General features: G+C 62.0%; 22 protein-coding genes. 6 read left to right on the top strand and 16 right to left on the bottom strand.

Features of this window, described 5'->3' with window-relative positions; genetic code table 11:
• Nucleotides 1-7: 7 nt before the first annotated feature.
• Entirely contained in the window at nucleotides 8-1,705 is a 1,698-nt protein-coding gene (locus HDG37_RS18855) for a DUF1302 domain-containing protein (protein WP_260334924.1), read from the bottom strand.
• Between the two features lie 1,327 nt (nucleotides 1,706-3,032).
• Between HDG37_RS18855 and HDG37_RS18850 the strand changes: the two genes are divergently transcribed.
• On the top strand, nucleotides 3,033-3,692 hold the full coding sequence (locus HDG37_RS18850) for a TetR/AcrR family transcriptional regulator (protein WP_184050236.1): 660 nt from the start codon (nucleotides 3,033-3,035) through the stop codon (nucleotides 3,690-3,692).
• A 142-nt stretch (nucleotides 3,693-3,834) separates the two neighbouring features.
• Here the strand turns inward: HDG37_RS18850 and HDG37_RS18845 are convergent, their stop codons facing one another.
• From HDG37_RS18845 to HDG37_RS18775, 15 genes are all read right to left on the bottom strand, one after another.
• On the bottom strand, nucleotides 3,835-5,064 hold the full coding sequence (locus HDG37_RS18845; RefSeq protein WP_184050481.1) for a cytochrome P450: 1,230 nt from the start codon (nucleotides 5,062-5,064) through the stop codon (nucleotides 3,835-3,837).
• Between the two features lie 71 nt (nucleotides 5,065-5,135).
• Nucleotides 5,136-6,239, bottom strand: a complete 1,104-nt coding sequence (locus HDG37_RS18840) for an acyl-CoA dehydrogenase family protein (RefSeq protein ID WP_260334939.1) — start codon at nucleotides 6,237-6,239, stop codon at nucleotides 5,136-5,138.
• 39 nt (nucleotides 6,240-6,278) lie between these two features.
• Nucleotides 6,279-7,487 (bottom strand): acyl-CoA dehydrogenase family protein, encoded by a 1,209-nt coding sequence (locus tag HDG37_RS18835; RefSeq protein ID WP_184050221.1) that lies wholly within the window; start codon nucleotides 7,485-7,487, stop codon nucleotides 6,279-6,281.
• Nucleotides 7,488-7,541: 54 nt separating this feature from the next.
• Entirely contained in the window at nucleotides 7,542-8,411 is an 870-nt protein-coding gene (locus HDG37_RS18830; protein WP_090808783.1) for a MaoC/PaaZ C-terminal domain-containing protein, read from the bottom strand.
• Between the two features lie 22 nt (nucleotides 8,412-8,433).
• Complete coding sequence (locus tag HDG37_RS18825) at nucleotides 8,434-9,240, bottom strand: enoyl-CoA hydratase (protein ID WP_090808781.1); 807 nt, start codon at nucleotides 9,238-9,240, stop codon at nucleotides 8,434-8,436.
• Between the two features lie 16 nt (nucleotides 9,241-9,256).
• Complete coding sequence (locus HDG37_RS18820; protein ID WP_184050219.1) at nucleotides 9,257-10,423, bottom strand: acyl-CoA dehydrogenase family protein; 1,167 nt, start codon at nucleotides 10,421-10,423, stop codon at nucleotides 9,257-9,259.
• Nucleotides 10,424-10,457: 34 nt separating this feature from the next.
• Complete coding sequence (locus HDG37_RS18815; protein ID WP_184050217.1) at nucleotides 10,458-11,612, bottom strand: acyl-CoA dehydrogenase family protein; 1,155 nt, start codon at nucleotides 11,610-11,612, stop codon at nucleotides 10,458-10,460.
• A 31-nt stretch (nucleotides 11,613-11,643) separates the two neighbouring features.
• Nucleotides 11,644-12,843 (bottom strand): acyl-CoA dehydrogenase family protein, encoded by a 1,200-nt coding sequence (locus tag HDG37_RS18810; protein ID WP_184050215.1) that lies wholly within the window; start codon nucleotides 12,841-12,843, stop codon nucleotides 11,644-11,646.
• A 43-nt stretch (nucleotides 12,844-12,886) separates the two neighbouring features.
• Nucleotides 12,887-14,029, bottom strand: a complete 1,143-nt coding sequence (locus tag HDG37_RS18805; RefSeq protein ID WP_184050213.1) for a CaiB/BaiF CoA-transferase family protein — start codon at nucleotides 14,027-14,029, stop codon at nucleotides 12,887-12,889.
• A 3-nt stretch (nucleotides 14,030-14,032) separates the two neighbouring features.
• Nucleotides 14,033-14,887, bottom strand: a complete 855-nt coding sequence (locus HDG37_RS18800; RefSeq protein WP_184050212.1) for an SDR family oxidoreductase — start codon at nucleotides 14,885-14,887, stop codon at nucleotides 14,033-14,035.
• A 44-nt stretch (nucleotides 14,888-14,931) separates the two neighbouring features.
• Complete coding sequence (locus tag HDG37_RS18795) at nucleotides 14,932-15,747, bottom strand: enoyl-CoA hydratase/isomerase family protein (protein WP_184050210.1); 816 nt, start codon at nucleotides 15,745-15,747, stop codon at nucleotides 14,932-14,934.
• 17 nt (nucleotides 15,748-15,764) lie between these two features.
• Nucleotides 15,765-16,571, bottom strand: coding sequence for an enoyl-CoA hydratase/isomerase family protein (locus HDG37_RS18790; protein WP_184050208.1), 807 nt, complete (start codon nucleotides 16,569-16,571; stop codon nucleotides 15,765-15,767).
• Nucleotides 16,572-16,582: 11 nt separating this feature from the next.
• On the bottom strand, nucleotides 16,583-17,383 hold the full coding sequence (locus tag HDG37_RS18785; protein WP_184050206.1) for an enoyl-CoA hydratase/isomerase family protein: 801 nt from the start codon (nucleotides 17,381-17,383) through the stop codon (nucleotides 16,583-16,585).
• A 105-nt stretch (nucleotides 17,384-17,488) separates the two neighbouring features.
• Nucleotides 17,489-18,640, bottom strand: a complete 1,152-nt coding sequence (locus HDG37_RS18780) for a thiolase (RefSeq protein ID WP_184050204.1) — start codon at nucleotides 18,638-18,640, stop codon at nucleotides 17,489-17,491.
• Nucleotides 18,641-18,699: 59 nt separating this feature from the next.
• Nucleotides 18,700-19,065 carry a Zn-ribbon domain-containing OB-fold protein gene (locus HDG37_RS18775; protein WP_018425526.1) on the bottom strand — a complete coding sequence of 122 codons (366 nt, stop codon included), beginning with the start codon at nucleotides 19,063-19,065 and terminating at the stop codon, nucleotides 18,700-18,702.
• Between the two features lie 387 nt (nucleotides 19,066-19,452).
• Between HDG37_RS18775 and HDG37_RS18770 the strand changes: the two genes are divergently transcribed.
• From HDG37_RS18770 to HDG37_RS18750, 5 genes are read left to right on the top strand one after another with little or no spacing between them, the layout of a single operon-like run.
• Entirely contained in the window at nucleotides 19,453-20,616 is a 1,164-nt protein-coding gene (locus tag HDG37_RS18770; RefSeq protein WP_184050202.1) for an acyl-CoA dehydrogenase family protein, read from the top strand.
• A 49-nt stretch (nucleotides 20,617-20,665) separates the two neighbouring features.
• Complete coding sequence (locus HDG37_RS18765; protein WP_090870024.1) at nucleotides 20,666-21,142, top strand: MaoC/PaaZ C-terminal domain-containing protein; 477 nt, start codon at nucleotides 20,666-20,668, stop codon at nucleotides 21,140-21,142.
• A 2-nt stretch (nucleotides 21,143-21,144) separates the two neighbouring features.
• Nucleotides 21,145-22,398, top strand: a complete 1,254-nt coding sequence (locus HDG37_RS18760; protein WP_184050200.1) for a CaiB/BaiF CoA-transferase family protein — start codon at nucleotides 21,145-21,147, stop codon at nucleotides 22,396-22,398.
• 38 nt (nucleotides 22,399-22,436) lie between these two features.
• The gene (locus tag HDG37_RS18755) at nucleotides 22,437-23,201 is read left to right on the top strand and encodes a glucose 1-dehydrogenase (RefSeq protein ID WP_184050198.1); all 765 of its coding nucleotides are present in this window, start codon (nucleotides 22,437-22,439) and stop codon (nucleotides 23,199-23,201) included.
• A 43-nt stretch (nucleotides 23,202-23,244) separates the two neighbouring features.
• Entirely contained in the window at nucleotides 23,245-24,021 is a 777-nt protein-coding gene (locus HDG37_RS18750) for an enoyl-CoA hydratase-related protein (protein WP_184032198.1), read from the top strand.
• Nucleotides 24,022-24,071 lie beyond the last annotated feature (50 nt).

The following is a 24,071-nucleotide window of genomic DNA, read 5'->3' as shown; positions in this document are numbered from 1 at the left end:
TCCATCATCAAAACGTTGTCTGATAGGTGATGCCGATCCACGACTTGTCGCTGTACGGTGCACCGAGCGCCGTCGCGGCTCCCGCCGTTGAGTACCCTTTCTTGTTCATGTAGTAGGTGTAGGTAATGTCCACCTCATGCTTGTTGTAGATCGTGAAATCAAGCCCGACCACGAAGGTGTTCTGCCCCTGTGCTTCGGCCGCTGGCGCGATGACGGATGAGTAGCCCTTCAGATTCAGATTAACAAACAGCGGCATCGTCAAATCAACCCCAGGGAATACCTGATACCACTGCGGGCTCGCACCAATGCCGATTCCGGCCCAGAAGCGCGTCGAGCAGTTGTTAAACGCGGAGTTGCCCGATGCCGAACATTGGCCCGTGGTGTCATAGCTGGAATTGGCAAAATTCCGCGCATTCGATTGCACGCTTAGCAGCTGGTTGAACGCGAATTCCGCCTGCAGGAACATGTTGTCCCACATGGGCGTCTTGCCGAACGACTGCGTGACGTTCAGCAGACCGTGCAGGGTGCGACCCGTCGGCGCATCGTTGACCGTCGTCGTGTTGACGGCATTGAGTGGCATGTTCCAGCGATATGACAGCTCGCCTGCCACTGCCGCGCTGCCGATCGCACTGTTGAAGCCAGCGCCGATCAGGTTCACGTCGTTGCCGTACTTCGCCGTAACGCCCGGAAGGTTGGTGCCCGGGAAGAGTTCGGGTCCGGCACCCGGGAGTAGCACCGCCGCCCACGGCATCTTCATGGCGAAGTGGCGGTACGTAAATTCATAGGTCGTTGCGATCGAATCGACACGCCACTTGCCGTCGATGCCGATATCGCCGATCTGGCCTTTCGTCGGCGCGATGCGCGGAATCGCGAATGTGCCCAGCCCCGGAATGTTTTGGTAGCTGGCGATCGGAGGGCCGTAAAGAATAGGATCGGCACCGCCGAAATATGTGCCGCCTTCAGGCAGCCGATCGTGATTCCATTCGAACGTGTACTGCGCGCCGAGGGAGAACGTGTCGGTAATGCTCGTCGTCACGTCGGCCTGAGCCGTCGGCAACACGATTTCCTTGAGCGAAGCGCTCGGGCTCTGCGTCAGTTTCATCAGGTCGAGCGGCTGCTGACCGATGGCCACCGAGTTCGCGCCGCCCAGCGTAGCAAACGCCGACTGCCCCCAGGTGACTGCCGTCCGGCCGAGCTTGACGTTGACAGAGTGACCACCGAGGTCAAAAGTGTGGAACACGAACGCATCACGCAGCTCCGCGCTCGGCCCCTGGTAGTACTTCTTGATGTAGCTGGTGTACTCGTTGTTCGGATAGTTCGGAGGAAATGCAGGATTGCTCGTATTGTGATTCTTGAACGTCGGGTCGTACCACGCGTCCATACTGATGCGGAAGCCGGACGTGTCTTTGTACTTGAAATCGAATTCGCTGTAGAGGTTCAGCATCGACTGGATCGTGCTGAACTTCGGCGTCGATAGATCGCCTTCGTCGTAGGTCGGGCTGTTCGTGTAGAAGTGGCTCGGGTTCTGAAGCCGGATGCCGTAGTCCGCACGCACCGTGTTGTCCCATTCCATGTCGATGTCCGGGTTCGGCACATCGAAGTGGAAGGCGTTGGCGTTCGCGCTCCACAACCCGCACGCTGCAGCGATGCAGGTCGCGTGCACGCCAAGGCTGATCGCACTTGGCTTTAGACTCTTCTGTTTCATGCGTCTCCTCTTGTCTTTGTCGCGCTGCCGCAGAAAAGGCCCAGGCCGTTGGACTGCCGCAGACTTTTGCAATGAAGCGAAACCGGCCTCCCTACCTCGTCAGCATCGCGCTTCAGATACCTCCCACAGCGCCACCAGAATGCGAATGCTGTTCGGAAAGATAAACGCTCGAAACTCGACTGTCAACGCTCGCTCACCCCTAAGTGATGCAATTTTCCGAACGACGTTCAAAATGAGGGGTAAACGTGGATTTGAGTTTGGTGATGAACTCGAAGCGGTCCGCGCATGGCCGCGTGACGCTGACGAGACAGTGGCGACGCTTGCATTTGCGAGGTGTCCGATTCGACTGCGCAGATTGACGATGCAAACCATGGATGGCTTTCGGAAAACCGTCCGAGCCGATGATGAATCGATAGGCAGGCCGGGCGCAGCCCGGATTCTTCGATTCTAGTCCGGTACGCAGCACAGGCCACGATGAGCCGGCCTTTCGTCGTTCCATTCAAGCGCGAAAGCAGGTGAATCGCAGAAGTAGCAGAAAACGCTTGTGCGATCGGATCAGTTTCCTTTGCAGTCCTTTTATATAGGCTGTTCATCGACCGCGATCAGACGAATCCCTTATCCCGTTCCTGCGTAGAAGTGCCTTTCTGGTTTGCGGGGAGGAGGCGGGAACACGCGCCATGCCCCGTCGTCGTGCCGAAAGAAGAATATCGCGAAGGACTTCTCAGCGGCGGACGACCGCGCAAGTACCCACCTCGTCTGGCCTGAGTTTGCGAAAGTACACCGGGTTATGTGCACTGGGGTGGCTGCAGTGGGCGCAATCCACTTGTCGATCAGCGACCGCAAAGAACCTTCCCCAACCTTCATGTCCAGCTCCTTCTACCGCCCTGTGCGCGCTGCTGACATCACAACCACGAACGCAAATTGGCGACTCTAACCGGCCAACCCCAAACCCAGCGAATCTGCTGGTTCGGCTTGCGACACACGGGAATGGTCGGTTTCCGGCGTAATGTGTCGATTGACTAAATAGTAGTAGTCAGCCGACCCATTATCAAGCCAAGATGACACCAGGGGAAATGCTGGTATGGACAAATCTACCCTTTATTCGGGTAGGATATGTGATGTCGCGAGTGAGTGGATCAGATTTTATCTAAAAGCTAATTAGTCAACAGACGCATATTTATTCGTCATCTGACTATCATCGGATTAATGCCGGTGCTGCCCGATCAGGATCGAACGGCGCTCGTATCAGGCTGGGTATAGCCCGCGGATACACGTCCCGGACTGGCAACAAGCGAGAGGACAGCAGACGCCAAGGAGAGCACAACAGATGAAAGACCTGACCATCTCATCGGCAGACTTCGGCAACACGGCAGCAGACGGGCCCAGACGGCGCGGGAACAGAACGACCCGCGTGCCCGCCATCATCGAAGTGGCGATCGAGGTATTCGCCACCGAAGGTAACGCTGGTTTCACTCAACGCCGCATTGCCAGCGAAGCAGGGATTCGACTGAGGACCTTGCAGCACTACTTCAGCACCCGCGAAGAACTATTGCGGGCCACGATCGAGGCATACACGGATCGCTATTTCGAGCACTATCGGGCGATCGCCCAAGACAAATCCCGGCCACCGGAAGCGCGACTGGACGTCATCGTCGACGAGGCGTTCTCCGTACTGACGGCGAGCGGCGGAAACCGCGTTAGCGCCTTCGTGCTGGAATGCTGGAGCCTCGCAGAGCACGAGCCCTTTCTGCATGCCCTGATGGCGAAATCTACTGCGGATTTTCAGGGTCTCCTGGCGGAACTGATCGCGCAGATCAACCCAACCTTGCCCTCGGGAGAATGCACGTTGCGCGGCGCCCTACTCCTTTCACATCTGCACGGTCTGGTCGTCTTTCTTCGCCGGTCCGGCGCGGACACAGTTAATGTCGACTCATTCCGTCACGCCATGAAGGTCGTCTGGCGAGCGTTGAGCAAGGCATCTCCATAAAACTACAAGGCAGGTTTCTTGTGCCAGAATCGCGCCCGGATGGAGCGGTCGGCGCGCCATGTGACGGGCGCACCGAGCCGCAGATCGCCTTCTACAGACGCACATGATCACAATGGCCAGCTCAGGCCATTGTGACCGATCCTCAGCGGACCACCTCCCAGACAAGAGGCAAGTGGTATAGCGTACCGTTCACACCTCCGTGGACACCCGCTTTCTCGCCAGGCTTGATCTGGAAATCAGGAATCCGCTTCAGCCATTCCTGAAGGAAAACCTTCAACTCCACGCGCGCAAGGAACGAACCGGGACAACGATGCGCGCCATTGCCGAACGTCGAATGAATCGGCGTAGGCCGAGCGAAATCGACGCTCAGCGGATCGTCGAACTTCCGCTCGTCCAGACCGTGCAGTGTGGTCGGCATGATGATCATGTCACCCGCCTTCATCTGCACGCCCTTGTACTCGAAATCGTGTGTGATCCGCCGCCCTTGATTGACCACCGGGAAGCGCCGCAGAAGCTCGTCCACGGCCTTCTGCGTCAGTTCGGGGTTGTCGATGAGCTGCTTCCGGTGGGCCGGGCTCCCGGCGAGGAATCGCGCGATAAAGCCCATTGCCGAGGCAACCGTGTCGAGGCCGCCAATCAGCACGAGACCACAGAGCCCCCGCAGTTCTTCGTCGGTGAGCGCGCGCCCGTCGATCTTCGAATGGACAATCTTGCTGATGAGATCGTCACCCGGGTTCGCGCGGCGTTCCGCAATCTTCACCCCCAGGTACTGAAAAATCGCACCGAGCGCCTTGAGCTTCTCGTTGGCATCGACCGGGCGGACCATCTTGTCAGCGAGGCCGAGCAAGTACTCGCGATCCTCGGCGGGCAGCGCCACCATGTTCATGAAAATGCCGATCGGAAGATGCTGTGCAAACCCCGATACGAATTCCACCTCGCCCTTAGGATAAAAGCCGTCGATCAATTCGATCGCCATTTCGCGCGCCTTCTCCTCGAGCTTGCCGATTGCCTGCGGCATGAACGCGGGCGCGATCAGCGCGCGATAGGCGGTGTGCTGCGGAGGATCGAAGAAGATCGGCGGCAACGGTTGATGCTCGACGAGCGGCACCGTGAGCTGCTTCGACGAGAAATTCTCATAGTCCTTGAGGATGTGATAGATGTCATCGCCGCGCGTCGCGATCCAGTGTCCGCCGTTGCGGGGTGTCCAGAGAATGTCGGGAATGCCTTCGGCGTGCAACTGCTTGAGCGAGAGATGGTAGTCGTCTTCGGCACCCGGCGGATTGTAGATATCGATGTCGAACACTCGTTCAGGCAATACGTGCGCGGGAATTGGCGCCAGCTCCGGAGTCGCGCCATGGGAAGCTACTGACATCAGTTGTCTCCTTTCTTCGAATCGACCGGCATGTGCGGTCGGGACCATTCTTGTCATCTGATTAACTGCAATTACAGGAACGCACCGTACAGCTCGATATGGTGTTCGGTGTTTCCCCAAGTCATGTCGATGCAGGTGAGCCGCTTCACGTACCACCCCACCGCCAGTTCGTCCGTCATGCCCATTCCGCCGTGCAGTTGTACCGCTTGCTGCGCCACGAAGCGTGCACTACGGCCAATCAGCGCCTTTGCGGCAGTCACAGCACGATGGGCTTCCAGTTCGTCGTCCTCGCCAAGTTTCGCGGCAGCAAAGAAGACCATCGATTTCGCCTGCTCTACCGCAGTCAAAATATCGGCGGCGCGATGCTGCAGCGCCTGGAATTTGCCGATCGGCGAACCAAACTGCTTTCGCGTGCGCAGGTATTCAAAGGTCAGATCGCTCAGCCGCGACATCGCGCCGACCGCTTCCGCACACAGCGCAAAAATGCCTTGATCGACGGTCCATTCGAGCAACGGGTAGCCCTGATCGACGACGCCGATGACAGCCCTTGCATCGACGCGCACGTCGTCCAGCACCACCTCGGCGACACGCTGGCCATCGAGTGCCGGAAATCCTTTGACGCTCACGCCTTGCGTTCGCGCATCGACGGCGAAGAGTGTGATGCCGTGCTTGTCGGTCTGCTCGCCTGCGGTACGCGCCGAAACCAGCAGAATGTCCGCGCTGTCGCCGTGAAGTACAACGCCTTTGCGTCCATTCAGGATGAACCCGTCACGCGTTGGATCGGCCTTCATCGCAACATTCCACAAATCGAAGCGCGCGCCCGGTTCAAGCGTCGCCAGCGCGGTCTTCAGGCTGCCGTCGGCGATACCAGCCAGCCACTCGGCCTTGCGCGCCTCGTGTCCCGCGCGCCCGATCAGCTTCGCGCCGATCACGGCCGTCGAAACAAACGGCTCCAGTACGAGCCCACGGCCGAAGGCCTCCATCACAAGCATGGTCTCAACCGGGCCCGTGCCAAGGCCGCCATGATCCTGCGGCACGTTCAGCGCCAGCACGCCCATTTCGGCGAGCGTAGTCCAGTGCGCAGCCGACCAGCCCTCGGGAGTAGCGGCGAGACGGCGCCTCGCCTCGAAGTCGTATTCCTTTTCGACGAAACGGCCGACCACGTCGGCCAGCATCTGTTCCTCTTCAACCAGCGTGAAATCCATGGCGTGTCCTCAGATGCCGAGCGCCTGCCTGGCGATGATGTTTTTCTGCACTTCAGTCGAACCGCCGTAGATCGAAATCTTGCGCCAGTCCAGGTAGTGCGCGGCCAGCGCGTTGAGCAACTCGCCGTTCGCGGTTTCGCCGCGCCAGTGCGCCTCCAGCGCTTCGCTTACAAAAGGCACCGCATAGGGGCCTGCGCATTCCATGATCAGCTCCGTAAGCTCCTGCTGAATCTCCGAACCGCGGATTTTCAGCACCGAAGCCTCCGGTCCGATGGGACGTCCTGCAGTTTCGGCTGAGACGACGCGCAGCAGCGACCATTCGTGCGCGATCAAATCGATTTCCACCCTGGCGATGCGATCGCGAAAGCGAACGTCCTCGATGAGAGGCTTGCCGTGCTTACGCTCGGTGCTGGCAATCTCCTTCAGACGTCGCATGAAACGCTTGCAGTTGCCGAGGCCGGCGATGTTGGTCCGCTCGTGGCCGAGCAGATACTTGGCGATCGACCAGCCGCGATGCTCCTCACCGACGAGATTGCTCACTGGCACTGCCACATTGTCGAAGAACACTTCGTTGACGTCGTGGCCGCCGTCAAGCGTGCGGATGGGTCTGACCGTAATGCCGGGCGTCGACATATCGATCAGCAGGAACGAGATGCCCTCCTGTGGGCGGCCGCTGCCGTCCGTGCGGACCAGGCAGAAAATCCAGTTCGCCCATTGGGCAAACGAGGTCCAGATCTTCTGGCCGTTGACGACGTAGAACGGTTGACCGTCGAGCTCGACGCGGTCCGCACGCGTCTTGAGCGACGCCAGATCGGAACCCGCACCTGGCTCGGAGTAACCCTGACACCACCAGTCCTCCATCGAGATGATGCGCGGCAGGAACCGTTCGCGCTGCGCGTCGGTGCCGAACTTCTGGATTACAGGTCCAACCATCGAAAGGCCAAACGGCATCTGGCGCGGCGCGCCGGCGGTAAAGCATTCCTCGTCGAAAATGTTGCGCTGCGCGGCATTCCAGGCGGCGCCGCCGAATTGCGCGGACCACGCAGGTGCGCCCCATCCCTTCCCGGCCAGAATGCGTTGCCAGCGCACGTAGTCTTCGCGCGGCACATGGCGGAAGTTCAGCACCCGTTCACGAATGTCGTCGGGCAAATGAGTCGCTACGAATTCGCGCACCGTGGCGCGAAATTCCTTGTCGGCGGGACTCTCTTTCAGGTCCATCGTCAGGCTCCAGTCGCGGCCCGGCAAAGCACGTCGGCGCTGCCGGGCGCGGTTTCAGGCAATTTCCACGATTCCGTTGTTCAGCACCACCACATCGCGGGCGTCGACGCGCGCCCGCAGATGCAGACGCGTGTCACTGTCCCGCCAGAACTGGAAGCGCACTTCTTCGCCGGGGTACACCGGCGCGGTCAGGCGCAAGGCGAGTCGCTTCAGACGCTTTGCGTCGTTGCCCGCGAAGGTGCGGATCGCGGCGTAACCCGCCATGCCATAGGTCGCGAGGCCGTGAAGAATGGGCCGGTTGAATCCGGCTTTCGACGCCACCTCCGGGTCCGCGTGCAGGGGGTTGGCGTCGCCCGAAAGGCGGTAGATCAACGCTGCATGCGCGCCGGTCGAAAAGACGTATTCCGCGTCCGGCGCGCGCTCCGGCACAGCCGGAAGCGCTTCGGGCGGCGCGTCGCTCGCGCCCGACCCGGCGCTGAACCCTCCGTCGCCGCGCAGAAAGGACACCTGCCGGACTTCGGCAAGTTGTTCGCCCGTCGAGGCGTCGATGATGTCACGCTTGAGCTCGACGATTGCGCCCTTGCCCGCGCCCTTGTCCGAGATGCGGCTCACCCGCGTCTTGCTGACGATGGTCGCTGCAACCGGCATCGGGCGCATGAAGCGAACGTCCTGCTCACCGTGCACGAGCTTCAGGTAGTCGATGCCCGTACGCGAATCGCGCATCCACGATTTCGGCCACGCGAACGCGGCCGCGCAAGTCGGCATCGCTTGCAGGTCCTTTTCATAGACGTAGCGCAGCTGTTCTGCGTCCAGCGGGTCTGCGCCCAACCCGAGACCCAGCGAATACAGCATCACGTCGCGCTCGCTATATGTCTGCGTGACATCTTCGATCGGCCAGTTCTTGACGACTTCGTAGTTCAGCATAAGGTGGTAGTCCTATGTGTGCTCAGTAGTCCGTGAAGTTGGGCTTGCGCTTCTCGAGAAAGCTCGCCATGCCTTCCTTGTAGTCATCGCACTGGTTGGCGATCGGCATGTCCAACCCGGCGTGTATCACCGCCTCGTGGGGCGTCTGGAACGGCACCTCCCAGACCTGCTCCTTCATGATGCGCATCGAGCGCGGCGAGCAGTACTCCGCCATTTCTCGCGCGTACGCATAGGTCTCCTCGACCAGCTTGTCCGCCGGGATTGCCCGATTCACGAGTCCCATACGTTCGGCTTCGCGCCCCTTGATCTTGCGTCCCGACAGCAGCAGGTCGAGCGCGTGCGCCTGGCCGACGTGACGCGCGAGTATCCAGGCCATGCCGTATTCCGCGCTCAGGCCGCGGCGCGCGAATGCCGTCGTGATGGTCGCGTCTTCGGACGCAAAGCGGATGTCGCAGAAAAGGGCGTGGATCAGGCCAATGCCGACAGTGGCGCCGTTGAGCATCGCGATCACCGGCTTCGGAATGGCCGGGTAGTAAGAGCAGCGCGTTTGCCAGTCGGCGCGCTTGCGCATATCGAACGGACGCGGGAGCTTCGTCATGAGCGCGGCGGGATCACCGCCGAAGCTGTGAATATCGCCGCCCGCGCAAAACGCCTTGCCCGCGCCGGTGAAAACGATGACGCGCACGCCATGGTCCGCGCCCGCCGCCTGCATCGCCTCGTACACTTCGGTCGCCACCTGGTCGTTCCAGGTGTTCATATGTTCCGGGCGGTTCAGCGTGATCGTCGCTACCCGGTCCTTGACGTCGTACAGAATGGTCTCGAAGCGCATCAGATCCCTCCAAAGCTCAGAATGAACGCGGCAGGTCGAGCACGTGCTCGGCGACGTAGGACAGAATCAGGTTCGTCGAAATCGGCGCCACCTGATAGAGCCGGGTTTCGCGAAACTTGCGCTCGACATCGTATTCGCAAGCGAAACCGAAGCCGCCATGGGTCTGCAGACAGGCATTGGCGGCTTTCCACGAAGCCGTGGCCGCGAGATGCTTGGCCATGTTCGCTTCCGCGCCGCACGGTTGATGGTTGTCGAACAGTTCGCAGGCCTTGTAGCGCATCAGATCCGCCGCGCGCACGTCGATGTAGGCCTCGGCGATCGGGAACTGGATGCCCTGGTTCATACCGATGGGCCGGTCGAACACGATACGCTCGCTGGCGTACTTCGACGCGCGCTCGACGAACCAGTAGCCGTCGCCGATGCACTCGGCCGCGATCAGTGCGCGCTCGGCGTTGAGTCCGTCGAGGATGTACTTGAAGCCCTTGCCTTCTTCGCCAATCAGGTTCTCTTCAGGAATCTCAAGATTGTCGAAGAACAGTTCGTTCGTCTCGTGATTGACCATGTTCGGAATCGGCCGCACGGTCAGGCCATTGCCGATAGCCTGGTGCAGGTCCACGAGAAAGCACGACAGCCCATCCGACTTTTTCTTCACGTCCGACAACGGCGTGGTGCGTGCGAGCAGGATCATCATGTCCGAATGCTGCACGCGTGATATCCACACCTTCTGGCCGTTCATCACGTACCGGTCGTCTCTTTTTACAGCAGTGGTCTTCAGCTTCGTCGTGTCCGTTCCGGTGGTCGGTTCGGTCACAGCCATCGATTGCAGACGCAATTCTCCGCTCGCGATCTTCGGCAGGTATTTGCGCTTTTGCGCCTCCGAGCCGTTTCTGAGCAGCGTATTCATGTTGTACATCTGGCCATGACAAAAGCCAGAGTTGCCGCCGTTGCGGTTGATCTCCTCCATGATCACGGACGCCTCGGTCAACCCGAGACCTGAACCGCCATACTCCTGAGGGATCAGCGCGGCCATCCAGCCGGCCTTCGTCAGCGCGTCCACAAACGCCTCGGGATAGACGCGCTCGTGATCGATACGGCGCCAGTACTCGTCCGGGTACGCCTTCGAGAGGTCGCGCAAGGCGTCGCGCAGTTCCTGATATTGATCGGGTGGGGAAATTCGGCTCATGAATGGTTTCCGTTTGCTTGGCTGGACGCGCGGCTCACGCTGCTGCATCGATCAGTCCGCCTGCATTGGCGAGCTGGGTCAGATGATGTTCGGTCGAACCGAACTGGATATCGATCACGCTCAGGCGTCTCAGGTAGTGACCGATCTTGCACTCCTCGGTCATCCCGATGCCGCCGTGCAATTGCACGCCTTGTTGACCGACGAAGCGGCCCGAGCGCCCGATCTGCACTTTCGCCGCCGACATACTGCGATCGCGTTCCGCCAGGTCCGGCTCCTCGCTCATCATGGTCGCGAAGAGCGCCATGCTGCGCGCCTGCTCCACCATGACGAGCATGTCGACTGCACGATGCTGGAGCGCCTGGAATGATCCGATAGGCACCCCGAACTGCTTGCGGACCTTCAGGTACTCCACGGTTTCTTCGTGCGCAGCTGCCATTGCACCTACGGCTTCCGCGCTCACCGCCGCGATCGCGTGCGCAACGACCGTTTCTATCAGCGGCAACGCGGCGCCCGCGCCGCCCAGAACGTCGCTATCTGGAACGCGCACCCGCGACAACTCAACGTCGGCCGCACGCAGCCGGTCTTGCGTCGGATACGGGTGGCGCGTCACGCCCTGCGCGTCGGCCCTGACCACAAACAGCCCGATGCCGTCACGCTCGCGCCTCCCACCGGACACGCGCGCCGACACCACGAGAAGGTCGGCGCTACCGCCGTGGAGGACAACGCGCTTGGCGCCGTCGAGCACCCAGCCGGCGGCTTCGCGTCGTGCGGTGGTCGCAACGTCCGCGAGGTCGTACCGCGCCTGCGCCTCGCTGTGCGCGAACGCCATCTGCAACTCGCCCTGCGCAATCTGCGGCAGAATCGCCGCGCGTTGCGCCGCGTTGCCGCCAAGCCGCACCAAGCCGCCGCCCAGCACGACCGTCGCAAGATACGGTTCGACCGCGAGAGCGCGGCCCAACGCCTCCATCACGATCATCGTTTCGACAGGGCCGCAGTGGCTGCCGCCGTATTCCTCGTCAAACGAAAGGCCCAACAGACCCATGTCGGCGTAACGCGCCCAAAGCTCGCGGCTGAAACCGTCCGGCTCAGCGAGATACTTCGCGCGCTGCTCGAACCCGTACTCGTCTTTGACGAGCCGGTCGACGCTGTCCTTGAGCATGCGTTGCTCATCGGTGAAATCAAAGTCCATGTCTCATGCTTCTCCGCAGTTCGCCCGTCGCTCAAAGTCCGAGTACGGACTTGGCGAGAATGTTCTTCTGAATCTCGTTGGAGCCGCCCACGATCGAGACGTGGCGCGCGAAGTAGTGATTCGGCGCGATCGTGAGCGCCCATTCGGGTTCGCGAACCGGATCGGCAAGCCCACGCAGGAAGTCGAGGTCGAGCGGTAGAGCATCCGGCCCTGCCACCTCGAGGAGCAATTCAGCTGCGAGTTGCTGCAGCTCCGAACCCTTGATCTTCAGGATCGAGGTCTTCGGGTCGGGCACGTGGCTCTGCTGCGAGCTGCTCTCGGCGATCACGCGCATCTGCGTCATCTCCAGGGCCTTCAGCTCCACCTCAACTGCCGCGACACGTTCACGAAAACGCGAGTCGTCCCACAGCACACCGTCGCCGCAGGGCACGCGCTTCGCAAGATCCTTCGCGTGACGCACGCGCATCTTCGAAACGCCCACGCGCGCAATGCCGCTGCGTTCGTTGCCAAGGAGATACTTCGCGTAGTCCCAACCCTTGTTCTCCTCGCCAATTCGGTTCGCAACCGGCACGCGCACGTTGTCGAAGAACACCTCGTTGGTTTCGTGGTGGCCGTCGATCGTGATGATCGGGCGGACGGTCAGGCCCGGTGTCTTCATGTCGATCAGCAGGTATGTGATGCCCTGCTGCTTCTTGCCGCTCGAATCCGTGCGTACGAGACAGAACATCCAGTCCGCGTGATGCGCCGTCGAAGTCCAGAGCTTCTGGCCGTTGATGACATAGTGGTCCCCGTCGCGCACCGCCTGGGTTCGCAGCGCGGCCAGGTCCGAACCGGCTCCGGGCTCGGAGAATCCCTGGCAGAACCAGTATTCGAGGCTCGCGATGCGAGGCAGGAAATGGCGCTTTTGCTCCTCGCTGCCGAACGCGATCAAAACCGGACCGATCATGTTCACGTTGAATGACAGCGTCTCGGGCGCCGGGGCCATGTGCAGCTCTTCCTTGAAGATGTATTGCTGCACCGCGCTCCAGCCCGTCCCGCCCCACGCCTTGTCCCACGCTGGCGTCGCCCAGCCTCGCTCGTAGAGCATGCGTTGCCAGCGGCGCAGGTCGGCCGCCGAATAGCGCTGCCCCAAGGTAGCTTTGCGTCGGATGTCGGCCGGCAGCGCTTCCTTGAAGAAGGCTCTGACCTCATTGCGGAACGCCAGCTCTTCGTCGGTATATCGCAGATCCATGAGTGTCTCGTTTCGTCTTTATGGGTCGCCTGTCGGGTGCGGCTCAGGCCAGCGTTCCCGCTTCTTTCAACTCGCCAATGCGGCCCGGTTCGAGCCATGCCGCCAGCGCGGCGTCGATCGTGGTCGCGTCGGGCGCCTCGGGCGCCGTCGGCTTCGCGGGCACCGTGGCGGAGAAGCGCGGCGCCGGCGCGGGCTGCACGATGCCGTCCACTTCGATGAACGTGCCGCGCGCCTTCAGATGCGCATGCTCGGGTGCCTCGGTCCACGACAGAACCGGCGCGAAGCACGCGTCCGTGTGTTCGAGCAAGGTGGTCCATTGCTCGCGTGTGCGTCGCTTGAATTTCAGCGCGAACAGTGCGCGCGCGGCGGGCCAGTTGCTTGCGTCGAGCTGCGTACCCAGCGTTTGCGGATCGATGTCGAGCAGGCGGAGGAGTTCGAGATAGAACTTGTCCTCGATGGGGCCGACCGTAATCCACTTGCCGTCCGCGCATTCATAAACGTCGTAGAAGTACGATCCCGAATCCGTGATATTCGTCCCGCGCCCGTCGCGCCAAATGCCGGCAGCCTGCATGCCGAAGAACGTGGTAGCAAGGTTGGCCGTGCCGTCGACGATCGCGGCATCCACGATCTGTCCCGCGCCGCCGTTACGCGCATGCAGGATCGCCGACAGGAGCCCCATTGCAAGGTACAGCGAACCGCCCGCATAGTCGCCGATCAGATTCAGCGGTATCGACGGTGGCTGATCGCGGCGACCAATTGCGTTGAGGACGCCGGTGATCGCGATGTAGTTCAGGTCATGCCCGGCGTACTGCGCGAGCGGACCTTGCTGGCCCCATCCCGTGATGCGTCCGTAAGCGAGCTTCGGATTGCGTTCGAGGCAGGCCTGCGGACCCAGCCCGAGTCGCTCGGTTACGCCGGGTCGGAAACCTTCTATCAGGGCATCGGCGCGCTCCACCAGCGTGAGCACGAGTTCGACGGCCTGCGGGTCTTTCAGGTCGAGCGCAATCGTCTTCCGGTTGCGCAGCAACAGGTTGTAGCGCAGCGGACGCTCGATACCGAGCTTGACCGGCTGGCGACGTTCGATGCGCAACACCGTCGCACCCAGATCGGCGAGCAGCATCGCCGCCATGGGCCCCGGGCCGATGCCGGCCAGCTCGATGATTCGAACTCCTGCAAGCGGACCCATGGTTCAACCCTTGCGAGCGTGGGCGCGCATGGCGTCCCATTGCTCGTCGGTCCAGTCCTGCATCGCGCGGAAGGTCGGGCCGCCCACCCCCTGCATCCAGCGGCCGCCGTCGATCACGATCATGTCGCCGGTGATGTAGCCGGAGCCATTGGACGCCAGATAGGCGTAGAGATTGGCAAGTTCCGCGTGATCGCCGAAGCGCCTCAGCGGCACCGAGCGCTCCTGCGGCTCGACCTGCGAGCCCGGCGGGTACAACTGCTCCCATGCGCCCGGCGTCGGGAACAGTCCGGGCGCCACCGCGTTCAGGCGAATGCCCTTCGGGCCCCACTCGACCGCAAGGCTGCGGGTCATGGCGAGAATACCCGCCTTCGCGGCCGCGGACGGCACGGTAAAGGCCGAGCCGGTCATCGTGGGCGTCGATACGGTACTGATCACGTTGCCCGGGTGACCCGCGTCGATCCAGCGCTTGCCCGCCGCGATCGTGCAATAGAAGCTGCCGTGCAGCACGATGTCGAGCACCGCATCCACCGCGCGCGCCGACAGGCTTTCCGTGCGCGCGATGAAGTTGGCCGCCGCGTTGTTCAGCAATACGTCGAGCGGACCATCCCGCCAGATGGTCTCCATCATCGACTCGACGGACTCGGCGCTGCGCACGTCCGCCTGCACCGTCGTGACACGCGCGTCAGGCACGACGCCGCGAAACTCGGCGGCCGTCGCGTCCAGCACTTCCTTGCGGCGACCGCAGATGAAGAGATCGGCGCCCAGTTCGAGGTAGCGCAGGCCGATACTCTTACCAAGGCCGGTGCCTCCCCCGGTGATGAGGATTCTTTTGTTCTTCAGCAGGTCAGGCGTAAACATATGCGTTGAACTTCCAGTAGGGACAGCAACGGAGAATGGCAGCGTCAGGCACCCGTGAAAACCGGCTTGCGTTTTTCCATGAAGGCCGTCACCGCCTCCGCGTGGTCGCTCGTTTGACGGGTCAGCGGATTGAGGTCAGTTTCGAGGCGGCATGCGTCTTCGATCGAATTGCCCGCATTGACGAGGCTCGCCTTCACGAGCGCCAGCGTCACTGGCGGATAGCTCGCGAAGCGCGCCGCGGCCTCGATCGCCGCAGCGAGCGCGCCGCCGCTCGCGACCACCTCGCTGACCAGGCCGATGCGGCGCGCCGTGGCCGCGTCGATGACATCGCCTTTCAGCATCAACTCACGCGCCTTGCTGCCGCCGACCTTTTGCGGCAGCGTCCATAGCATTCCAGTGTCGGGAAGCAGTCCGACCTTGCCGAACGCACATGAGTACTTCGCGGTATCGGCACCGACCACGACATCGCATGCAGCCGCCAGCGACAGCCCCGCTCCATAGCACGTGCCCTCCACCGCCGCGACGACCGGCTTCGTGCCCGTATAAATCAGCTTGAACAGACGCACGCCCACCGCGATGCGCTCACGAAGCGCCAGCAACTGTAGAGTGGTCGCGTGCATTTCGGACAGGTCGCCGCCCGCGCAAAAATGGCCGCCCGCGCCTGTCAGCACAATGGCGCGCGTTTGCGGATCGTCGTGCATCAGCCGGTGCAAGAGCTCGGTCAGCGCAACGCGCATCCTCATGGAGAATGCGTTGCGGCGCTCGGGATAGTTCATCGTGACAATGGTCACGTCGCCTTGACGGCGCACCTGCACGATCTCGTCGGCGCCCGCGGCCTTTTCCTTCTGCTCGATACTCATCGCCTTGCTCCCCGCGCTCACTCACCCGTGAAGACCGGTTTGGTCTTTTCCATAAACGCCTTACACGCAGCCTGATGGTCTTTCGACCGACGCAGGATGGGCTGATAGTCGATCTCGGCTCGCAGCGCGCCTTCCATGGTCGTCGCGGCGTTGGTCAGCGCGTCCTTCAGCAGCGCCACGCCGAGCGGCGGCAAGTCGGCAAGACCGCGCGCAACTTCGATTGCCTTTGCGCGCGCAGTACCCTGCCCGACGACTTCGTTGGCAAGGTGAATCGTTCCGGCCTTGTCGCCGTCGATTTCAGTGGCGAGCGAGAGCATCTCCCTCGCGCGAGCCATGCCGATGCGCTTCGGAAGCGTCCACAGAATGCCGGTGTCCGGAGTCAGGCCGACGCGCAGAAACGCCGCGCAAAAGCGCGCATTCGACGCAGCCACGACATAGTCGGTCGCGACCGCGAGCGACAGCCCGGCGCCGAAGGCTACGCCTTCCACGGCAGCCACGACCGGCTTGGGTCCCGCCTCCATTTCACGCACTACCACGCACGACTCCGCCAGAATCTCGCGGCTTTGCAGGATCGTGCGCTGCGTCATCTCGGAGATGTCGGCGCCGGCGCAAAAGTGCTCGCCCGCGCCCGTCAGGACGATTGCCCGCGAGTCCGGATCGCCCACCATCAGCCGATGCATCGTGTCGCGCAACAACTGACGCATCTGACGTCCCATCGCGTTGCGGCGTCGGGGATTGTTTAGCGTCACGATCGCGACCGGTCCCTCGCGGGTCACCTCGATCAGCGACGTCGTATCGTTTTCTGCCGTTTCTTTTTCGCTCATGTTGGCTTCCTTCAGTCGGCCACGAACACCGGCTTGCGCTTTTCCATGAAGGCGCTCACTGCCTCCTGGTGTTCGCGGCTGCGGCGCAGGATGGGCTGCAGGTTGACTTCCGCTTCGATGGCGTCGTCGAGCGTACGGATGCCCGTCGCGAGCGCGGCCTTCAGGTGCGCGGTGGCCACCGAGGGCAGTTCCGCGTACTGTTGCGCCACCTTCGAGGCCGCGTTCAGCGCCTCGCCGGGCTCGACGACCTGATTGGCAAAACCGGTCTCGCCCGCTTCGACGCCGTCGAACTCACGAGCACTCAACATGAGCTCGCGTGCAAGGCCACCGCCCACGCGCTGCGACAACGACCAATAGAGCCCCGTATCGGGCAGCAGCCCGACCTTGACGAACGCGCTCGCATAGCACGCGGCCGATGACGTGACGACATGATCGCAAGCAGCGGCGAGCGACAGACCAGCGCCAAACGCAAACCCTTCGACGGCGGCGACGATCGCTTTCGGGCCTTCCACCATCAGTCTGAAGATATCGAGCGGCAGTTCATTGCGCTGTCGATATTCGAGCACCTTGCGCGTCTGCATTTCCGAGATGTCGCCACCCGCGCAAAACGTATTGCCCGCGCCGGTCAGTACGATCGCACGGCACGCTTCCTCGTGATGCATCAGGCGATAAAGCCGCGCGTACAACGTCTCGCGCATCTTTAGCGAAAACGCGTTTCGCCGTTGGGGATAGTTCAATGTGACGATCGCGATTGCACCGTCTTGCCGGACCTGTACGATCTCTGCCGCATCGTTGCTGGTCTCTTCGCTCATCTGTCCGTCTCCTGTCGATCGGGGTTAGCGCTTTAGCGCTTACTCCGATCCCATGCAAAGCTGTTGACAGTGACCCTGGCGGGCGGCGTGTCTTACAGCGTGTCTTTACAGGGTTTCCTGCGTCCCGAGAATCACCGTGGCCTGGCTCGAGAGCACACCGCCGTTACCGTGCGCGATCGCCAGCTTCGCACCGGGTATCTGGCGCTCACCAGCGCGGCCCGTCAATTGCCGCATCGATTCTTCCATCAGGAACAGCCCATACATGCCGGGGTGAACGCACGACAAACCCCCGCCGTTCGTATTGACCGCGAGCCGGCCGCCCGGCGCGATGCCGCCGTCTGAAACGAAGCGGCCGCCTTCGCCTTTAGGGCAAAAGCCGAGGTCTTCGAGAAACAGGATGGTGTTGATCGTGAAGGCGTCGTACAGCATCGCGACATCGATATCGTTCGCCTTCACGCCCGCCATTTGATACGCACGCCTGCCCGATTCCGCTGCGGCAGTCACCGTGAGATCCGGCATGCTCGCGATTTCGCGGTGCGAAGTGGCCGAAGCCGCGCCGAGCAGATACACCGGCTTGTCGGTGAGATCACGCGCTCGACCGGCGCGCACCATGACGATCGCTGCCGCGCCATCCGTCACGAGGCAGCAATCGCGCACGGAAAGCGGATCCGACACGAGGCGCGCGCCCATCACGTCGTCGATCGATATGGGCGTGCGCATATACGCATCCGGATTCAGTTGCGCCCACTTGCGGGCGGCGACGGCCACCTCGGCCAGATGCTCACGCTTCGTGCCGTACTGATGCATATGACGCGCCGCCGCAAGCGCATACGACGACACCGGATTCATCGGCTTATACGGGCTCTCCCACGGCGAAGGACGCGACGACTGCACGAGCTTGCCCGCCGCGCTGCGCTGATTGCTCCCATATGCAATCAAGGCAACATCGATCTGTCCCGTACACAACGCCATGGCCGCCGTGTGCGCGTAGATTTCGAACGCCGATCCGCCGCTTCGGTTGTTGTCGGTGAACTTCGGGTTAATACCGAGGTATTCGGCAAACGTGAGACCCGACAGCATGTCGTCCGGCGTGCACACGAAAAGGCCGTCTACATCGCCAGGCGTAAGTCCCACCTGGGCGAGCGCGTCAACGGACGCACGCGCAGCAAGGTCCAGCGACGACAAGCCAGGTGCTTCCCCCATCCCATAGGTGGCGCCTGCCACCAGTGCGGTACGCCCGCGCAAGTTGAATTCCATTCGATCTACCTTTCATCGGTGTGACCGGCTTTTGACGGCCGGCTGCGGGTTAGCTGGCGTCAGGCCGGTTCGAACACAAGCAATGCCGCATCCCCTCGGTACACGATCTTCGCCTGCACCGGCATGCCGATGCGCACGGCCTCCGGCTCGATGCCCTCCACACAACTCAGCATGCGCACACCTTCTTCCAGATCGATCACTGCGACGTTGTAGCTGGGCGTGGGCGATTTCTGGCGCACCACGGTAGTGGAATAAACCGTCCCCTTCCCGCAGGCTTCGACCCACTCCAGATCGCGCATCCCGGTAACCGGCTCAGCCACCCGCGGGTAGAAGACATAGCGGCCGCTGCCGCGGCTGCGCTGGATCATCAAGCGGCCCTCGGCCAGGAATTTCTGATAATCGACTTCAGGACAAAGAGAGTCCATTCCCCGCTCCTCCAAATCGTTTTGCCATGGGCTCGCGCCGAATCGAGCCGTTCTGTCGGGCCAAAATGGAACAAATAACCGAACACTGTTCCAAATCTTAAACGTACTGGGAGCGCGCTGTCAACGGCGGGAAAGCCCTGCCGTGCCCCGCCGCGCAAGGCTGAAACTACATCCCGACCAAATTCCCGACGCACCTCGGACAAACCCGCGGGAGCCGGTTTCAGCGCTTGACGATCACCCGGCCCTTCGTTTAATTTATCGAACATCGTTCATAAACGTGAAGACTTCGAATGTGATCAGGAAGTGGTCGGCGGGGGCGACGTATCCCCACTCCGGAGACGAATCCGGGGGGCCGGCCCGAAAAAACCGTTAGCAAGAGAGCTCGAAGTGACATACGAACTAACAGACGACCAGCTTCAGATCCGCGACCTCATCCGTCGCGTCGCACGGGAGCGCGTGGCGCCGCGGGCCGACGAGATCGACCGTACGGCCGGGTATCCGCACGACATGTACGCACTGCTCAAGGAACTCGGCCTCTTCACGTTGCCGTTTCCTGAAGCGTATGGCGGCGCCGGCAGCGTGATGTCGGCCTGCATCGCCGTCGAGGAATTCGGGCGGGTTTGCTACAACACGGGCTATCTGCTGGTCGTGCAATGGACACCGTTCGGAGCCATTCTTGAAGGCGGCACGGAAGAGCAGAAGGCTCGCCTGCTGCCGGGTCTCGCCTCCGGTGAATTGCGCGGTGCGCTGTCCATTACCGAGGCTCAAAGCGGCTCCGACGTTTCGGGCATTCGCACGACAGCGCGCCGCAAGAACGGCGGCTATGTGCTCAACGGCTCAAAGATCTGGTGCACGAATTCGCATATCGCCGACTTCATTCTCGTCGCCGCCAGGACGCTCGACGAGGAAGGACAGGCGCTGGGGATCAATCTTTTCATCGTCGATCGCCACACGCCGGGCCTGACGATCGGCAACGAAGAAGACAAGATGGGCGCGCGCGGCGTGGCGTCGTGCCCCCTTTATTTCGACGATGCCTTCATCCGCGCGGAAGACCGTCTCGGGCCGGAAGGCGGCCAGGGGTTCAAGGTGGCAATGGAGGCGCTCAACACGAGCCGTCCCATCGTGGCCGCGCGCGCGGTTGGCATCGCGCAGGGCGCGATCGATCACACCGTCAAATTCATTCAGGACCGCGTTGCATTCGGCCAGAGCATCAGCAACTTTCAGGGTGTGCGCTGGATGATCGCTGACATGGTCACCCAGACCGAGGCCGCGCGCCAACTCGTCTATCGCACGGCGTCGCTCGTCGATGCGGGCGTTAGCGGCCGCGAGCTCGCCCCAATGGCGGCGATGGCGAAGATGTTCGCGTCGGATGTCGCCATGAAGGTCGCGACCGATGCCGTGCAGCTATTCGGCGCCGCAGGCATCTCCAACGAGTACCCGATCAACCGTTATTTCCGCGACGCGAAGGTGGTGCAGATCATCGAAGGCACCAACCAGATCCAACGCAACATCGTCGCGGACAGCGTGCTAGGCCGCATCAAGAAGAACTGACAACGACAGCTCAGCTAACAGCCGAGCCGACAACGACAGAGGACAGGCAATGGAAGAAATCGAAACGGTTGGTCTGGGAATTCACTGGGAGGACCTGCCCGTTGGACGCAAGTTCAAGACCGTGGGCCGCACGGTGACCGAAACGGATGTCGTGAATTTTGTTTCGGTGACCGGCATGCTGGAAGTTCTGTTCACCAACACCGAGTTTCTTCGCGAGCAGTCGGCCATCAAGGGGCGCGTCGCGCCGGGCGCGCTGGTCTTCACGCTGATGGAAGGGCTGCTCACGCAGGCCACCATGCAGGGCGTCGGCTTCGCGTTCCTCAACATGGAACTCGACATCAAAGGCCCGACCTATGTGGGCGACACGATTCACGTGGAATGCGAGGTGATCGAATGCAGGCCTAGCAAGGGACGCCCCGGACTTGGGCTGGTGCGCACCCGTAACCGCGTGATCAAGCAGGACGGCACGGAAGTGATGGTGTACACGCCGCTCAGGCTCGTTAAAGGCAAGGAGTACAAGGCCTGAGCATGGACAATCCCCAACAACCCCTCGAACCGGCGACCGGCCCGTTAGCCGGTGTCCGCGTGATCGACCTGACCATCAACGTGCTCGGTCCGGTCGCCACGCAGCTACTCGGCGACATGGGCGCGGACGTCATCAAGATCGAACCGCCCGAAGGCGACCAGAACCGCAAGAATGGCCCTGGCCGCAATCCCGACATGGCAGTGTTCTATACGATCATGAACCGCAACAAGCGCAGCGTGATCCTGAACCTGAAGCAGGCCGAATGCCGCGAAGCGCTGCTCAAGCTCGTCGAGACCGCCGACGTCATCGTGCACAGCATGCGCCCGAGTGCCGCCGAGCGCCTCGGCATCGACTATGAAACCGTGCGGGCGCGCAACCCACGCATCGTGTACGCGTCGGGTGCCGGCTATCGAATCGACGGACCCTACAAGGACCGCCCCGCTTTCGACGACGTGATTCAGGGCGAAACCGGCATTGCCGCGATGAACCGCGACGCGGACGGCTCGCCGCGGTACTTCCCCACCGTGATCGTCGACAAGTTCTGCGGCTACGTGCTGGCGTCGTCGATCGGCATGGCGCTCTATCACCGCGAGCGGACCGGTGTCGGCCAGCTCGTCCATGTGCCGATGTTCGAAACGATGCTGCAATTCAATCTGTTCGAGCATCTTTGGGAAGGTGCGCTGGGCTCCAATGACGGAACCGGCCTGGGCTATCCGCGCATGTTCTCGCCGCACCGCCGGCCCTACGCGACAAAAGACGGGCATATCTGCCTGCTCGCCGTGAATAACGAGCAATGGCGCCGCGTGCTGTGCGCAATCGATGCAGCGCATCTGCTCGACGACCCGCGCTTCCGCCACATGGCCGAGCGTATGCGCAACATCAGCGAGCTGTATCGCATCGTCGGCGACGCCATCCGCAACAAGACGACTGCGGAATGGAATGCGATCTTCGCCTCGGCGGACGTGCCGCACGGCCCCGTGCGCGACCTGAAAGACCTGATGCACGACGCGTACATCAAGGAGACCGGGTTCTTCCAGCGCTTCGAGCACCCGACCGAAGGCGACATGGTCATGACCTCGATACCGGTGCACTTCTCCGAGTCGCCCGGCAACGTTCGCTATCTGCCGCCGAATCTCGGCGAGCACAGCATCCAGGTTCTGGTCGAAGCGGGATATAGCGCGGACGAAGCGAGCGCGCTCCTCGCCCTGGCCACAGGAAGGGGCGAAGCCGTATCGGAAGCGCTGAGCAAGGATTAACTGGCGCGACAGCGCCTCGCACATCACGGAGGGAATCAATGAAGGGGCTCAAGGAGAAGGTCGTCGTCGTCACTGGCGCGGCAGGTGGGATCGGAACCGCCATCAGCAGACGATTCGGCGACGAAGGCTCGACCGTCGCGCTGTTCGACCTGAACGAAGAAGGCGCCGTGCGTGTCGCGGCGGAAATCGAGGCGGCGGGCGGCAAGGCCCAAGCCTACCGCGTCGACATCACGGATCACGAAGGTGTGCATGCCGCGGTGGCGAGAGTCGAGGAAGAACTGGGACCGATCGAGGTTCTCGTGAACAACGCCGGCTGGGACATGGGTGCGTTCTTCCTGCAAACCGAGAAACCGTTCTGGGACAAGGTGGTGGCGATCAATCTGTACGGACCGCTGAACATGCACCATGCCGTGCTGCGACGGATGGCCGAACGTGGCCGTGGCCGCGTCGTCAACATCTCGTCGGATGCGGGACGCGTGGGCTCCTCGATGGAAGCGGTGTACTCGTTCTGCAAAGGCGGCCTCATCGCCTTCACGAAGACGATGGCACGCGAAATGGCCCGCCAGATGATTCCCGTCAACGTCGTTTGCCCCGGCCCGACCGCGACCCCGCTTCTCGACAACCTCGCGCAGGGCGAGAAAGGCGAGCGCATCAAGGCGGCCCTCGTGAAGGCCGTGCCGTTCGGCCGCATGGGCGAACCTGGCGACATCCCGGGCGTGGTGGCGTTTCTCGCGAGTGACGACGCCGCGTTCATCAGCGGTCAGGTCATCAGCGTGTCGGGTGGTCTGACGATGGCTGGATAAACGGCAGCGCGAACGCAATCAACCAACAACATTGGAATACGACATGGAATTCAAGGACATCGGCTATCAGGAGGCGGACGGGGTCGCGACGATCACCATCAATCGCCCGAAGGTGTACAACGCATTCAGCGCCAACACCGTCGAGGAGCTCATCAAGGCCTTCGGCCTCGCGGGATGGAACAAGGATATCGGCGTCGTGGTGCTCACGGGCGCAGGCGACAAGGCGTTCTGCACGGGCGGCGACCAGTCCGGCGATGGCTACAACGGGCGCGGCACCGTCGGCCTGCCGATCGAGGAACTGCAAAGCATCATCCGCGACATTCCGAAGCCCGTGATCGCACGCGTGAACGGCTATGCAATCGGCGGCGGCAACGTGCTGGTGACGCTCTGCGATCTCGCCATCGCTGCCGAGACCGCGGTCTTCGGTCAGGTCGGCCCGAAGGTCGGGTCGGTCGATCCGGGCTTCGGCACCGCCTACCTCGCGCGCATCGTCGGCGAGAAGCGCGCGCGCGAAATCTGGTACCTGTGCCGCAAATACAGCGCGAAACAGGCGCTCGACTGGGGTCTCATCAACGCCGTCGTGCCTGCGGAACAACTCGACGCCGAAACGAAGAAGTGGTGCGACGAGATTCTGCAGATGAGCCCCACCGCTATTGCGCTCGCAAAGCGCTCGTTCAATATCGATACCGAGAACATCCGCGGCATCGGCGCGTTCGCGATGCAGGCGCTTGCGATGTACTACGACACCGACGAATCGAAGGAAGGCGGCAATGCGTTCCGCGAAAAGCGCAAGCCTGAGTTTCGCAAGTACGTGAAGTGACCGGCGGAAATGCCGGCGGGGCGACGCTCAGCTTCGGCGTCGCCCTTTTC

Origin of the sequence: Paraburkholderia sp. MM5384-R2, from assembly GCF_014201025.1 — a bacterium.
GTDB classification, from domain to species: Bacteria; Pseudomonadota; Gammaproteobacteria; order Burkholderiales; family Burkholderiaceae; genus Paraburkholderia; species Paraburkholderia tuberum.
Note: the sequence above shows the minus strand (reverse complement) of the source record. Positions and strands in the feature narration are given on the sequence as shown.

Excerpts from the sequence above, each read along its gene's own strand:
- HDG37_RS18815 (WP_184050217.1), bottom strand. The coding sequence starts at position 11,612 with ATGGACTTTGATTTCACCGATGAGCAACGCATGCTCAAGGACAGCGTC.
- HDG37_RS18780 (WP_184050204.1), bottom strand. The coding sequence starts at position 18,640 with ATGGAATTCAACTTGCGCGGGCGTACCGCACTGGTGGCAGGCGCCACC.
- HDG37_RS18835 (WP_184050221.1), bottom strand. The coding sequence starts at position 7,487 with ATGGACCTGAAAGAGAGTCCCGCCGACAAGGAATTTCGCGCCACGGTG.
- HDG37_RS18750 (WP_184032198.1), top strand. The coding sequence starts at position 23,245 with ATGGAATTCAAGGACATCGGCTATCAGGAGGCGGACGGGGTCGCGACG.
- HDG37_RS18790 (WP_184050208.1), bottom strand. The coding sequence starts at position 16,571 with ATGAGCGAAAAAGAAACGGCAGAAAACGATACGACGTCGCTGATCGAG.
- HDG37_RS18800 (WP_184050212.1), bottom strand. The coding sequence starts at position 14,887 with ATGTTTACGCCTGACCTGCTGAAGAACAAAAGAATCCTCATCACCGGG.
- HDG37_RS18760 (WP_184050200.1), top strand. The coding sequence starts at position 21,145 with ATGGACAATCCCCAACAACCCCTCGAACCGGCGACCGGCCCGTTAGCC.
- HDG37_RS18755 (WP_184050198.1), top strand. The coding sequence starts at position 22,437 with ATGAAGGGGCTCAAGGAGAAGGTCGTCGTCGTCACTGGCGCGGCAGGT.
- HDG37_RS18825 (WP_090808781.1), bottom strand. The coding sequence starts at position 9,240 with ATGCGCTTCGAGACCATTCTGTACGACGTCAAGGACCGGGTAGCGACG.
- HDG37_RS18820 (WP_184050219.1), bottom strand. The coding sequence starts at position 10,423 with ATGAGCCGAATTTCCCCACCCGATCAATATCAGGAACTGCGCGACGCC.
- HDG37_RS18840 (WP_260334939.1), bottom strand. The coding sequence starts at position 6,239 with ATGCTGGCCGACGTGGTCGGCCGTTTCGTCGAAAAGGAATACGACTTC.
- HDG37_RS18765 (WP_090870024.1), top strand. The coding sequence starts at position 20,666 with ATGGAAGAAATCGAAACGGTTGGTCTGGGAATTCACTGGGAGGACCTG.
- HDG37_RS18845 (WP_184050481.1), bottom strand. The coding sequence starts at position 5,064 with ATGTCAGTAGCTTCCCATGGCGCGACTCCGGAGCTGGCGCCAATTCCC.
- HDG37_RS18785 (WP_184050206.1), bottom strand. The coding sequence starts at position 17,383 with ATGAGCGAAGAGACCAGCAACGATGCGGCAGAGATCGTACAGGTCCGG.
- HDG37_RS18810 (WP_184050215.1), bottom strand. The coding sequence starts at position 12,843 with ATGGATCTGCGATATACCGACGAAGAGCTGGCGTTCCGCAATGAGGTC.
- HDG37_RS18830 (WP_090808783.1), bottom strand. The coding sequence starts at position 8,411 with ATGCTGAACTACGAAGTCGTCAAGAACTGGCCGATCGAAGATGTCACG.
- HDG37_RS18855 (WP_260334924.1), bottom strand. The coding sequence starts at position 1,705 with ATGAAACAGAAGAGTCTAAAGCCAAGTGCGATCAGCCTTGGCGTGCAC.
- HDG37_RS18850 (WP_184050236.1), top strand. The coding sequence starts at position 3,033 with ATGAAAGACCTGACCATCTCATCGGCAGACTTCGGCAACACGGCAGCA.
- HDG37_RS18795 (WP_184050210.1), bottom strand. The coding sequence starts at position 15,747 with ATGAGTATCGAGCAGAAGGAAAAGGCCGCGGGCGCCGACGAGATCGTG.
- HDG37_RS18775 (WP_018425526.1), bottom strand. The coding sequence starts at position 19,065 with ATGGACTCTCTTTGTCCTGAAGTCGATTATCAGAAATTCCTGGCCGAG.
- HDG37_RS18805 (WP_184050213.1), bottom strand. The coding sequence starts at position 14,029 with ATGGGTCCGCTTGCAGGAGTTCGAATCATCGAGCTGGCCGGCATCGGC.